15 protein-coding genes are annotated in these 11355 nt (G+C 57.2%); 8 read left to right on the forward strand and 7 right to left on the reverse strand.

Annotated features, from left to right (window positions below; translation table 11 throughout):
• Window positions 1-7 precede the first annotated feature (7 nt).
• From hpf to JTJ32_RS13330, 7 genes are all read right to left on the reverse strand, one after another.
• On the reverse strand, window positions 8-316 hold the full coding sequence (gene hpf, locus JTJ32_RS13300) for a ribosome hibernation-promoting factor, HPF/YfiA family (protein WP_004881551.1): 309 nt from the start codon (window positions 314-316) through the stop codon (window positions 8-10).
• A gap of 74 nt (window positions 317-390) precedes the next feature.
• Complete coding sequence (locus JTJ32_RS13305) at window positions 391-1884, reverse strand: RNA polymerase factor sigma-54 (protein WP_025996319.1); 1494 nt, start codon at window positions 1882-1884, stop codon at window positions 391-393.
• A gap of 195 nt (window positions 1885-2079) precedes the next feature.
• Complete coding sequence (gene lptB, locus JTJ32_RS13310; protein ID WP_099226334.1) at window positions 2080-2805, reverse strand: LPS export ABC transporter ATP-binding protein; 726 nt, start codon at window positions 2803-2805, stop codon at window positions 2080-2082.
• Entirely contained in the window at window positions 2805-3353 is a 549-nt protein-coding gene (gene lptA / locus JTJ32_RS13315) for a lipopolysaccharide transport periplasmic protein LptA (protein WP_099226333.1), read from the reverse strand. The genes lptB and lptA overlap by 1 nt, the downstream gene beginning before the upstream one ends.
• Window positions 3340-3912 (reverse strand): LPS export ABC transporter periplasmic protein LptC, encoded by a 573-nt coding sequence (gene lptC / locus JTJ32_RS13320; protein ID WP_099226332.1) that lies wholly within the window; start codon window positions 3910-3912, stop codon window positions 3340-3342. Before lptC ends, lptA begins: the two co-directional genes overlap by 14 nt.
• A gap of 9 nt (window positions 3913-3921) precedes the next feature.
• Window positions 3922-4461 (reverse strand): KdsC family phosphatase, encoded by a 540-nt coding sequence (locus JTJ32_RS13325; protein WP_210042325.1) that lies wholly within the window; start codon window positions 4459-4461, stop codon window positions 3922-3924.
• Window positions 4462-5436: a KpsF/GutQ family sugar-phosphate isomerase gene (locus JTJ32_RS13330; RefSeq protein WP_099226331.1), complete on the reverse strand. Its 975-nt coding sequence runs from the start codon at window positions 5434-5436 to the stop codon at window positions 4462-4464.
• A gap of 325 nt (window positions 5437-5761) precedes the next feature.
• Here JTJ32_RS13330 and JTJ32_RS13335 point away from each other — a divergent pair, with 325 nt between their 5' ends.
• The 8 genes from JTJ32_RS13335 to hisG all read left to right on the forward strand — a co-directional run bounded on the left by JTJ32_RS13335 (window position 5762) and on the right by hisG (window position 11233).
• Entirely contained in the window at window positions 5762-6571 is an 810-nt protein-coding gene (locus tag JTJ32_RS13335; protein ID WP_099226330.1) for an ATP-binding cassette domain-containing protein, read from the forward strand.
• Complete coding sequence (mlaE, locus tag JTJ32_RS13340) at window positions 6571-7368, forward strand: lipid asymmetry maintenance ABC transporter permease subunit MlaE (RefSeq protein WP_099226329.1); 798 nt, start codon at window positions 6571-6573, stop codon at window positions 7366-7368. Before JTJ32_RS13335 ends, mlaE begins: the two co-directional genes overlap by 1 nt.
• Complete coding sequence (gene mlaD, locus JTJ32_RS13345; RefSeq protein ID WP_004881542.1) at window positions 7368-7835, forward strand: outer membrane lipid asymmetry maintenance protein MlaD; 468 nt, start codon at window positions 7368-7370, stop codon at window positions 7833-7835. Before mlaE ends, mlaD begins: the two co-directional genes overlap by 1 nt.
• 10 nt (window positions 7836-7845) lie before the next feature.
• Window positions 7846-8499 carry an MlaC/ttg2D family ABC transporter substrate-binding protein gene (locus tag JTJ32_RS13350; protein WP_099226328.1) on the forward strand — a complete coding sequence of 218 codons (654 nt, stop codon included), beginning with the start codon at window positions 7846-7848 and terminating at the stop codon, window positions 8497-8499.
• Window positions 8496-8801, forward strand: coding sequence for an STAS domain-containing protein (locus JTJ32_RS13355; protein ID WP_099226327.1), 306 nt, complete (start codon window positions 8496-8498; stop codon window positions 8799-8801). Before JTJ32_RS13350 ends, JTJ32_RS13355 begins: the two co-directional genes overlap by 4 nt.
• Window positions 8802-8914: 113 nt before the next feature.
• On the forward strand, window positions 8915-9154 hold the full coding sequence (locus JTJ32_RS13360) for a BolA family protein (protein WP_099226326.1): 240 nt from the start codon (window positions 8915-8917) through the stop codon (window positions 9152-9154).
• Between the two features lie 22 nt (window positions 9155-9176).
• Window positions 9177-10442 carry a UDP-N-acetylglucosamine 1-carboxyvinyltransferase gene (gene murA / locus JTJ32_RS13365; RefSeq protein WP_099226325.1) on the forward strand — a complete coding sequence of 422 codons (1266 nt, stop codon included), beginning with the start codon at window positions 9177-9179 and terminating at the stop codon, window positions 10440-10442.
• Between the two features lie 155 nt (window positions 10443-10597).
• A complete protein-coding gene (hisG, locus tag JTJ32_RS13370; protein ID WP_004881537.1) occupies window positions 10598-11233 on the forward strand; it encodes an ATP phosphoribosyltransferase in 636 nt (211 codons plus the stop codon).
• Window positions 11234-11355 lie beyond the last annotated feature (122 nt).

The following is an 11355-nucleotide window of genomic DNA, read 5'->3' on the forward strand; positions in this document are numbered from 1 at the left end:
GTGAGCGTCAGCGAGCGTTTGCACCCTTGAGGATGCTTTGCTGCTTTTCCTTATGCTTGAGCAATTGTCTGTCGAGCTTGTCAGTGAGCAGGTCGATGGCCGCGTACATGTCGTCATGTTCAGCATTGGCAACTACCTCTCCACCGTGGATATGCAGCGTGGCTTCGATCTTCTGTTTCAGTTTCTCGACCGCCATCGTGACCTGCACGTTTGTAATCTTGTCAAAATGCCCTTCGAGCTTCTTGAGCTTGAGCTCAACGTATTCACGAAGTGGCTTGGTCACTTCCAGTTGGTGTCCACTGATGTTGACTTGCATACAGCTTCTCCTTTGCCAGTGCATAAAGAGGCAGGCGTAGTGCCTGCCACTGGAACGCTGTGGCTCGGCCTGCATCACATCAGTCGCTTGCGCTCGCTGGACGGTGCAATCCCAAGAGATTCGCGGTATTTGGCAACTGTGCGACGGGCTACTTGAATGCCTTGTGCCTCCAGTAAACCAGCGATCTTGCTATCACTCAACGGCTTTTTCTGATTTTCCGCCGCAACCAGTTTTTTGATGATTGCGCGAATTGCCGTGGATGAGCACTCGCCGCCTTCTGAGGTGCTGACGTGACTGGAGAAGAAGTATTTCAGCTCGTAAATACCGCGTGGCGTGTGCATGAACTTCTGCGTGGTCACGCGGGAAATCGTTGATTCATGCATGCCCACCGCCTCGGCGATATCGTGCAGTACCAGCGGCTTCATGGCCTCATCGCCATACTCCAGGAAGCCGCGCTGATGCTCGACGATCTGAGTGGCGACCTTCATCAGCGTTTCGTTGCGGCTCTGCAGGCTCTTGATGAACCAGCGGGCTTCCTGCAACTGATTGCGCATGAAGGTGTTGTCGGCGCTGGTGTCTGCACGGCGTACGAAGCCTGCATACTGCGGATTGACTCGCAGGCGCGGTACCGATTCCTGGTTCAGCTCGACCAGCCAGCGTTCGTTGTCCTTGCGCACGATGACATCTGGAATGACGTACTCGGCTTCGGTGGATTCGATCTGCGAGCCTGGGCGCGGATTCAGGCTCTGCACCAGTTCGATAACCTGACGAAGTTCGTCTTCCTTGATTTTCATGCGACGCATGAGCTGGCCGTAGTCACGGCTGCCCAGCAGGTCGATGTAATCGGTGACCAGGCGCTGCGCTTCGCTCAGCCAGGGCGTCTTTGCCGGTAGCTGGCGCAGTTGCAGCAGCAGGCATTCGCTCAGAGTGCGCGCACCGATGCCGGCCGGTTCGAATTGCTGGATGCGGTGCAGGACGGCTTCGATCTCATCAAGCTCGATATCCAGCTCGGGGTCGAAGGATTCGAGAATCTCTTCAAGAGTCTCGTCGAGATAGCCTTGATTGTTGATGCAGTCGATCAGCGTGACGGCGACCAGGCGATCCTTGTCGGACATCGGGGCAACATTGAGCTGCCAGAGCAGGTGACTTTGCAGGCTTTCTCCGACGGATGTACGGGTGGTGAAGTCCCACTCATCATCGTCATTGCTGGGCAGGCTGCTGGCGCTGGTCTGGTAGATGTCTTCCCAGGCTGTATCGACAGGCAGCTCATTGGGAATGCGCTCGTTCCATTCGCCTTCCTCGAGGTTGTCTACGGTAGGCGCAGATTCCTGATAGGTCGGTTCCTGAACATCGGGATTGGGCTTTTGTTCGATGTTGTCCGCCATCGGGTCGGAGTTATCGAAGTCGTCGCCTTCCTCCTGGCGTTCCAGCATGGGGTTCGATTCCAGCGCCTCCTGGATCTCCTGCTGGAGGTCCAGTGTGGATAGCTGGAGTAAGCGGATTGCCTGTTGCAGCTGCGGTGTCATCGTCAGCTGCTGGCCCATTCTCAAGACTAGCGATGGTTTCATGGCAGGGGCTAAACACCTTATTCGCCGGCGCTCACGCGCCATCCACTACAGGCGCCGAAACGCCAACTTAAGCAAATTATATGCCTGAAAGCACAGCGTTTGCCTAGAGCGTTACGAGAAATAATGTCTTGTCAATAAGCCGCATCGGTATTGGCGGCCTTGAAGGGCCGGATGCGGCTTTTTCAAAGGCGGCTTTTACAGGCGGAATTCGTGACCCAGGTAGACTTCTTTAACCAACTGGTTTGCCAGAATGGTTTGCGAGTCGCCTTCTGCGATCAGTTGTCCGTCATTGACGATGTAGGCTGTTTCACAGATATCCAGCGTTTCGCGAACGTTGTGGTCGGTGATCAGCACGCCAATGCCCTTGGCCTTGAGGTGATGAATGATCTGCTTGATGTCGCCTACCGAAATAGGGTCCACGCCTGCGAAGGGTTCGTCCAGAAGGATGAACTTGGGCGCTGTCGCCAGAGCGCGTGCAATCTCGACACGGCGACGTTCGCCGCCCGAAAGGCTCATGCCGAGGTTGTCGCGGATATGCGTGATGTGGAATTCCTGGAGGAGGCCTTCCAGTTCCTTGCGCCGGGCAGCGGTGTCGAGTTCCTTGCGGGTCTCGAGGATGGCCATGATGTTGTCGGCCACCGACAGCTTGCGGAAGATCGAGGCTTCCTGCGGCAGATAACCGATGCCTGCACGAGCGCGGCCATGCATGGGCTGATGGCTGACGTCCAGGTCGTCGATCAGTACACGGCCCTGATCAGCCTGTACCAGTCCGACAATCATGTAGAAGCAGGTGGTCTTGCCGGCACCGTTGGGGCCCAGCAGGCCGACAATCTGGCCGCTTTCGATGGAAATGCTCACATCGCGCACGACCTGACGGCTTTTGTAGCTTTTAGCCAGATGCTGGGCTTTAAGCGTTGCCATTACTGGGCCTTCTGCGGTTGATCGGTTTTCTTTTTCGGCTGGATAACCATGTCGATCCGTGGGCGTGGCGTGGTCACTTTAGCGCCACCGTTGGCACGGCCTGCGCTGACAACCTGCCTGACTGTGTCGTAGACGATCTTCTCGCCCTCGGATGTGTTGCCGTCGTTGACAACCTTGGCCTTGTCGATCAGGACGATACGGTCCTGAGCGGCGTAATACTGAATGGTGACGGCGTACGCCTGCACGATCGGTTTGTCGACCGCCGGCTTTTGCTCGTAGTAGGCCAGGTTGCCGACAGACGTGAAGATATCCACTTCGCCCTGAGCGTTGCGCGTGATGGTCACCGTATTGCCGGTGATCTTCATCGAACCTTGCGTGATGATGACGTTGCCCTTGTAGGTGGCCACGCCTTTCTTGTCATCAAGCTGCGCATCATCGGACTGAATGTGGATCGGCTGATCGCGGTCAGTTGGCAGGGACCAGGCGCTCGCGCTTCCCAGTGCTGCGCCCAGGCCGAGCAAAAAAGGAAGAGTTTTAACGAGCCTCATACTGTCCTCTGACGTTGGACAGCAGGTCCATCCTGCTGTCTTTCAAATATGCTTTCATTCCCTTGGCCGTAGTGACACCGCCAGCGGCGTCGATTCTAACGTCTTGGTCGGTCTGCGCATATTGCTTCTGTGGGAATACGGTCATGCGACTACTGGTGATGATAGTCGTACGTTGTTTTTCGTCGGTGCGCGCAACGCGAACCGAATCGATCAATTCCACCTGCTCGCCTCCGGGGGAGACCTCGCCCTGCTTGCTCTGCACATGCCAGGGGAACTCGGTGCCGCGGTACATCTGCAGGTCGGGTGTGGTCAGCAGGGTCACGTCAGTGGCCTTGACATGCTCAACCTTGTCAGCCGTCATTTCGTATTGAAGGCCACCGTCCGGCAGGTACTGATGGGTGTGCGTATTGACCGCATAGTAATCAATGGCGGTCTCGTCGACCGGGCTCACTGGCTGGTCCATGAAGCTTTCCGGGTTAATGTTCCAATAGCCTACGGCACCGAACAACAGTACCACGACTCCGAAAAACATCAGTTTTCGAATTTTTTTGCTGAACATAAATGGCTTCTATAGATAGGCGGAGTTGGCCGCTTCAAGGTTGCCTTGCGCGCTCAGGATCAGTTCGCAGAATTCGCGTGCAGCCCCTTCGCCGCCGCGCGCCTGTGTAACGCCGTGAGCGTGTTGACGGACAAAACCGGCCGCATTGGCAACCGCCATGCCCAGACCGACGCGGCGTATGACTGGCAAGTCTGGCAGATCATCGCCCAGATAGGCGACCTGTTCGTAACTCAGGTTCAATTCGGCCAGCAATTGGTCCAGCACCACCAGCTTGTCTTCGCGACCCTGATAAAGGTGCTCGATGCCCAGATTCTTTGCCCGGCGCTCAACCACGGGTGTCTTTCTGCCGCTGATAATGGCCGTGGTCACTCCGGAGGCTATCAGCATTTTGATGCCTTGGCCGTCGAGTGTATTGAATGTCTTGAATTCGCTGCCGTCTTCAAGAAAGTACAGCCGACCATCGGTCAGTACGCCGTCGACGTCGAAGACCGCCAGTCTGATGGCTTTGCCGCGTTGCATGAGTTCGCTGTTCGCTGCCTGGGTCTGCATTTACATCACTCCCGCGCGCAGGAGATCCTGCAGGTTGAATGCCCCGACCGGGTGATCGTTTTCGTCAACAACGACCAGGGCGCTGATCTTGTTATCTTCCATTATTTTCAGCGCTTCTGCAGCGAGCATGTCCGCATTCACCGTTTTGCCGTGAATCGTCATGACTTCGTCTATGGTGGTTTCACGTATGTCGAAGGCACGATCGAGTGTGCGTCGCAGATCTCCATCGGTGAAGATGCCTGCCAGTCTACCGTCGGTTTCCAGCACCGCCGTCATGCCAAGACCCTTGCGGGTCATCTCCAGAAGCGCATCGCGCAACGGGATGCCACGCTTGACTGTAGGCAGTGCATCTCCCGAGTGCATCACGTGCTCGACCTTGAGCAGCAAGCGCCGACCCAGTGCGCCGCCTGGATGAGAAAAGGCGAAATCCTCGGCGGTAAAACCACGGGCTTCAAGCAGTGCCACGGCCAGCGCATCGCCCATCACAAGGGCGGCGGTGGTGGATGAGGTGGGTGCCAGATTCAGCGGGCATGCCTCATGCAGTACGCTGACATTCAGATTTACGTCAGCGGCCCTGGCAAGCGTCGAGTCAGGGTTGCCGGTCAAGCTGATCATGCTGATACCCAAACGCTTGATCAAAGGCAGCAGGGTGAGGATCTCGCTGGTCGTCCCTGAGTTGGAGAGGCTCAGGATTATATCGTCCCGGGTGATCATCCCCATGTCGCCGTGGCTGGCTTCTGCCGGATGAACAAAAAACGAGGTCGTCCCGGTGCTTGCCAGTGTGGCGGCAATCTTGTTGCCAATGTGCCCTGATTTACCCATGCCAACCACGACAACGCGGCCTTTGCTGGAGAGAATCATTTCGCAGGCGCGCACGAAATCTGCATCAAGGCGTGCAAGCAGGCTTTCAATCGCTTCCATTTCCAGGCGAATGGTACGTTGCGCGGATTGAATCAGGTCGCTGGGTTGGTTCATATCTTGAAAGGATCGCGCTGCTGAAAGGCGGCGATTATAGCGGTATTGTACGATTCCCTCACGTCTGATCGTCGTTGTGTCGTTTATAAACGAATTTCCTGCGCGTTGGAGGGTCTGTAGCTGGGCGGTGCAGGTTGCACTGCGAATGGCGCTGCTGATGGAGCGCTCAATGGTTATCCGGTGAATATCTGAACCTACTGGTTCTCTTCTTGGGTGGCGTGTCGCTGCGATGGTATAGTCCGCCGCTCGTTCGGCCCGCCTGGACGGCTTGTCTCCCTTCGGGGGTTGGCGGCTGAGGAGGGAGGCTGTATCGCAAGGAGTTTAGATGAGTCCTGATAACGCTTACGCGGTCGAGTTGAAAGGGGTTTCCTTCAAACGCGGCACGCGCAGCATTTTCAATAATGTCGATATTCGTATTCCCCGCGGCAAGGTCACGGGAATCATGGGTCCGTCCGGCTGCGGCAAGACTACGTTGCTGCGTCTGATGGGCGCACAGCTTCGCCCGAGCGAAGGCCAGGTGTGGGTGAACGGTCAGAATCTGCCAGAGCTGTCGCGTAGTGATCTGTTTGACGCTCGCAAGCAGATGGGCGTGCTGTTTCAGAGCGGCGCCCTGTTCACGGATCTGGACGTGTTCGAAAACGTGGCATTCCCGCTGCGTGTTCACACCGAACTGCCCGAAGAGATGATTCGCGATATCGTGCTGCTCAAGCTGCAGGCCGTTGGGTTGCGCGGAGCGGTTGAATTGATGCCCGACGAACTGTCAGGTGGCATGAAGCGCCGTGTTGCGCTGGCCCGTGCCATAGCCCTTGATCCTCAGATTCTGATGTATGACGAACCCTTTGTCGGGCAGGACCCGATCGCCATGGGGGTTCTGGTGCGTCTGATCCGGCTGCTCAACGATGCACTGGGAATTACCAGCATCGTGGTGTCCCATGACCTGAGCGAAACCGCGAGCATTGCCGATTATCTGTACGTCGTCGGTGATGGACAGGTGTTGGGGCAGGGCACGCCGCAGGAATTGATGTCCTCGGACAATCCGCGCATTCGTCAATTCATGACCGGTGAGCCAGACGGCCCTGTGCCATTCCATTATCCGGCGCCGGATTTTCGCGAAGACCTGTTGGGGAAGCGCTGATGCGCAATAAGTCACTGATGGACCGTATCCGCCTGCTTGGGCGTTCGGCCATAGATATCATTACCGTTCTGGGGCGTTCAGGCATATTTCTCGGCCATGCCCTGCTGGGTCGGGGCGGCACGGGCAGCAGTTTTCAGTTGCTGGTCAAGCAACTGTATTCGGTCGGCGTCATGTCGCTGGTCATCATTGTCGTCTCCGGTGCGTTCATCGGCATGGTACTGGCGCTGCAGGGTTTCAGTATTCTGACCAAGTACGGTTCCGAGCAGGCGGTCGGGCAGATGGTTGCGCTGACGCTATTGCGTGAACTGGGTCCGGTCGTGACCGCTCTACTGTTCGCCGGTCGTGCGGGCTCCGCACTCACCGCCGAGATCGGCAACATGAAATCCACGGAGCAGTTGTCGAGCCTCGAAATGATCGGTGTCGATCCGCTCAAGTACATCGTTGCGCCGCGCCTGTGGGCAGGCTTCATTTCTTTGCCGATTCTGGCGATGATTTTCAGCGTGGTCGGTATCTGGGGTGGATCGTGGGTGGCGATCGACTGGCTGGGCGTCTATCAGGGCTCCTTCTGGTCGAACATGCAGAACAGCGTTTCTTTCACGAACGATGTGCTCAATGGCGTCATCAAAAGCGTCGTATTTGCTTTTGTGGTGACATGGATTGCCGTTTTCCAGGGTTATGACTGTGATCCCACTTCCGAGGGGATCAGCCGTGCTACGACCAAGACCGTGGTGTATGCCTCGCTTGCAGTGCTGGGCCTGGACTTTATTTTGACCGCCTTGATGTTTGGAGATTTCTGATGCAAAACCGCGCCATCGAAACCGGTGTCGGCCTGTTCCTGCTGGCCGGGATACTGGCTCTGCTCTTGCTGGCCCTGCGGGTCAGTGGTCTGAGCACCAGTGCGACCAACGACAGTTATAAACTTTATGCCTACTTCGACAATATTGCCGGTTTGACTGTCAGAGCCAAGGTAAGCATGGCCGGCGTCACGATCGGCAGGGTCACCGCGATCGATCTGGACCGCGATACCTACACCGGTCGTGTCACGCTGGAGATCCAGAAGAAGGTAGACAATCTTCCGGCAGACTCCACGGCGTCGATCCTGACGGCGGGCCTGCTGGGTGAGAAATACATAGGTTTGAGCGTAGGTGGCGATCAAGCGCTGCTCAAGGACGGGTCGACCATCCATGACACGCAGTCATCCCTCGTTCTTGAGGATCTGATCGGGAAGTTCCTGCTCAATACTGTAAGCAAAGACGCCAAATGAGGAGCTATAAATGATCTCGATTCTGCGCCGTGGCCTTCTGGTATTACTGGCCGCTCTGCCCATGCTGGCCAATGCCGCGTCGGCAACGTCAGCCCATGATCTGGTCGATCGCACCACCAAGGAATTGCTGAGTGACCTTTCGGCCAACAGAGAGCAGTACAAAGCCAATCCGGGTGCGTTTTACGATGCCCTGAACCGCATCGTCGGTCCTGTGGTGGATGCCGATGGCATTTCCCGCAGCATCATGACAGTCAAGTATTCGCGCAAGGCTACGCCTGAGCAGATGCAGCGCTTTCAGGAAAACTTCAAACGCAGCCTGATGCAGTTTTATGGCAACGCCTTGCTTGAGTACAACAACCAGGGCATCACCGTTTCGCCTGCCAAGGAAGAGGGGGCCGACCGCACCAGCGTAGACATGCAGGTCAAGGGTAATAATGGCGCTGTGTACCCGGTTTCCTACACCCTTGAAAAGGTCAGCGGTGAGTGGAAGGTGCGTAACGTCATCATCAACGGTATCAACATTGGAAAATTGTTCCGCGATCAGTTCGCCGACGCCATGCAGCGCAACGGCAACGACCTGGACAAGACGATCGATGGCTGGGCTGGCGTAGTCGCCAAGGCCAAGGAAACCACCGACCAAGCTGCGCAGAAGTCTGCACAATGAGTGAGACGGCTGTCCGTCTGGTCGGGCCTGGCGAGCTGAAACTGGTCGGGGTTCTGGATTATCGCACCGGGCCGCAACTGCGTAAGCAGGGCGCGGCGCTGATCAGGTCCGGTGATCTCGAGACCCTGACCCTGGACTGTTCAGGCGTCGAGAAATCCAGCAGCGTGGGCCTGGCCCTGTTGCTGGCCTTCATGCGTGACGCGAGCGAAGCCGGCAAGTCGCTCAAGGTGCAGTGTCTACCCGAAGACATGCGTGAAATCGCTCAGGTTTCAGGACTGAACGAGCTTCTGGACATCCATTAACAGGTCAATCGGAAAAGCCCTCTGTCCGGCACCCCATCATCGGGGTTCGCATAGCATGGGCTTTTTTGTATCATGGCCGACCCGCGCGCGTTCAGCGCCGATCGAGGTTAAGCATGCAGGCCCTAGAAGTGAAAGCCTTCCTTGAAGGAAAGCTGCCCGAAATCAATGTGGAAGTCGAAGGCGAAGGCTGCAACTTCCAGCTGAACGTGATCAGTGACGAGATGGCCAGTCTGAGCCCCGTCAAGCGTCAGCAACAGATTTATGCCCATCTGAACCCTTGGATTGCCGACGGCAGTATCCACGCGGTGACTATGAAATTTTTCAGCCGCGCTGCCTGGGCCGAGCGCACCTGAGCCAATTGGTGTCGAGATTCTAATGGATAAATTGATTATTACCGGTGGTGCTCGTCTTGATGGCGAAATCCGCATTTCCGGGGCAAAGAACGCTGCGCTGCCGATCCTGGCTGCGACCTTGCTGGCCGATGGGCCGGTCACCGTTCAGAACCTGCCGCACCTGCACGACATCACCACCATGATCGAGCTGTTCGGTCGCATGGGCATCGAGCCTGTGATCGACGAAAAGCTGAGCGTGGAAATCGACCCTCGCACCATCAAGACCCTGATCGCACCGTATGAACTGGTCAAGACCATGCGTGCATCGATTCTGGTACTCGGCCCGATGGTTGCGCGCTTCGGCGAAGCAGAAGTTGCGCTGCCTGGCGGTTGCGCCATCGGTTCTCGTCCGGTTGACCTGCACATCCGCGGTCTTGAAGCCATGGGCGCGATCATCGACGTCGAAGGCGGCTACATCAAGGCCAAGGCGCCTGAGGGCGGCCTGCGCGGTGCCAATTTCTTCTTCGATACCGTAAGCGTGACCGGTACAGAGAACATCATGATGGCCGCCAGCCTGGCGAACGGTCGCAGCGTGCTGCAGAACGCCGCGCGTGAGCCTGAAGTGGTCGATCTGGCGAACTTTTTGATCGCCATGGGTGCGAAAATCCACGGCGCAGGCACCGACACCATCACCATCGATGGTGTAAAGCGTATGGGTTCGGCGACCTACAAGGTCATGCCTGACCGTATCGAAACCGGTACCTATCTGGTTGCGGCGGCCGTTACCGGCGGTCGCGTCAAGGTCAAGGACACCGATCCGACCATCCTGGAAGCCGTTCTGCTCAAGCTTCAGGAAGCCGGCGCCGAGATCACCACCGGCAACGACTGGATCGAATTGAACATGCATGGCAAGCGGCCCAAGGCCGTCAATGTGCGGACCGCCCCTTACCCAGCGTTCCCGACCGATATGCAGGCGCAGTTCATTTCGCTCAACGCCATTGCCGAAGGCACTGGCGCAGTGATCGAAACCATCTTCGAAAACCGTTTCATGCACGTGTACGAAATGCACCGCATGGGCGCGCATATCCAGGTGGAAGGCAATACGGCCATCGTGACCGGCATGACAAGCCTCAAGGGCGCGCCAGTGATGGCGACTGACCTGCGCGCTTCGGCCAGTCTGGTGATTTCGGCTCTGGTCGCCGAAGGCGATACCCTGATCGACCGCATCTACCACATAGACCGTGGTTACGAGTGCATCGAAGAGAAGCTACAGATGCTGGGCGCCAAGATCCGTCGCGTTCCGGGCTAGTGGTCAACGACCCTGGCGCCTCAAGTGCGCCGGGGTTGTCGTTCGATAGCAGGTGTGATTTCCGATTCGTTTCACCTCCGGCATTCTGTGCCTGAGGATTGTCATGCGCCGCTTGCGTCATGCCAAAAGTTTCCTGATAAGGACTTACGTTTCCCATGTTGACCATCGCACTGTCCAAGGGCCGCATTCTTGACGACACCCTGCCGCTTCTTGCTGAGGCAGGCATCGTGCCGACCGAGAATCCGGACAAGAGCCGCAAGCTCATCATTCCCACGACCCAGCCTGACGTGCGTCTGCTGATCGTGCGGGCCACGGACGTACCGACGTATGTCGAGCATGGTGCCGCTGACCTGGGTGTGGCGGGCAAGGATGTGTTGATGGAATACACCGGACAGGGGCTTTACGAGCCGCTGGATCTGCAGATTGCCAAGTGCAAGCTGATGACTGCCGGTGCCATCGGCGCTGTAGAGCCCAAGGGCCGCCTGCGCGTCGCTACCAAATTCGTCAACGTCGCCAAGCGTTATTACGCCGAGCAGGGTCGTCAGGTCGACATCATCAAGCTGTACGGCTCGATGGAGCTGGCCCCGCTGATCGGTCTGGCCGACAAGATCATCGACGTGGTCGACACCGGCAACACACTGCGTGCCAATGGTCTTGAGCCACAGGAACTGATCGCGACCATCAGTTCGCGTCTGGTGGTCAACAAGGCTTCCATGAAAATGCAGCACGCGCGTATTCAGGCGCTCATCGACACCCTGCGCAAGGCAGTGGAGTCGCGACACCGCGGCTGACCCGATCACGCAACGTTGAGTTGCGTCCAGCTATCCGTGTCATAGCCAAATTTCTCAGGTGCCTGCGCGGATAGCTTGGTAGCTTTAGGCTCCTGAGCATCCGCCAATTATTGAGGCCCTCG

The organism is Pseudomonas alliivorans, assembly GCF_017826695.1.
Lineage (GTDB): Bacteria > Pseudomonadota > Gammaproteobacteria > Pseudomonadales > Pseudomonadaceae > Aquipseudomonas > Aquipseudomonas alliivorans.

Coding starts and splice junctions, on each gene's coding strand:
- JTJ32_RS13330 (WP_099226331.1), bottom strand. CDS start 5,436: ATGAACCAACCCAGCGACCTGATTCAATCCGCGCAACGTACCATTCGC.
- lptA (WP_099226333.1), bottom strand. CDS start 3,353: ATGAGGCTCGTTAAAACTCTTCCTTTTTTGCTCGGCCTGGGCGCAGCA.
- JTJ32_RS13325 (WP_210042325.1), bottom strand. CDS start 4,461: ATGCAGACCCAGGCAGCGAACAGCGAACTCATGCAACGCGGCAAAGCC.
- JTJ32_RS13360 (WP_099226326.1), top strand. CDS start 8,915: ATGCAGGCCCTAGAAGTGAAAGCCTTCCTTGAAGGAAAGCTGCCCGAA.
- hisG (WP_004881537.1), top strand. CDS start 10,598: ATGTTGACCATCGCACTGTCCAAGGGCCGCATTCTTGACGACACCCTG.
- JTJ32_RS13350 (WP_099226328.1), top strand. CDS start 7,846: ATGATCTCGATTCTGCGCCGTGGCCTTCTGGTATTACTGGCCGCTCTG.
- lptB (WP_099226334.1), bottom strand. CDS start 2,805: ATGGCAACGCTTAAAGCCCAGCATCTGGCTAAAAGCTACAAAAGCCGT.
- JTJ32_RS13305 (WP_025996319.1), bottom strand. CDS start 1,884: ATGAAACCATCGCTAGTCTTGAGAATGGGCCAGCAGCTGACGATGACA.
- mlaD (WP_004881542.1), top strand. CDS start 7,368: ATGCAAAACCGCGCCATCGAAACCGGTGTCGGCCTGTTCCTGCTGGCC.
- hpf (WP_004881551.1), bottom strand. CDS start 316: ATGCAAGTCAACATCAGTGGACACCAACTGGAAGTGACCAAGCCACTT.
- JTJ32_RS13355 (WP_099226327.1), top strand. CDS start 8,496: ATGAGTGAGACGGCTGTCCGTCTGGTCGGGCCTGGCGAGCTGAAACTG.
- mlaE (WP_099226329.1), top strand. CDS start 6,571: ATGCGCAATAAGTCACTGATGGACCGTATCCGCCTGCTTGGGCGTTCG.
- murA (WP_099226325.1), top strand. CDS start 9,177: ATGGATAAATTGATTATTACCGGTGGTGCTCGTCTTGATGGCGAAATC.
- lptC (WP_099226332.1), bottom strand. CDS start 3,912: ATGTTCAGCAAAAAAATTCGAAAACTGATGTTTTTCGGAGTCGTGGTA.
- JTJ32_RS13335 (WP_099226330.1), top strand. CDS start 5,762: ATGAGTCCTGATAACGCTTACGCGGTCGAGTTGAAAGGGGTTTCCTTC.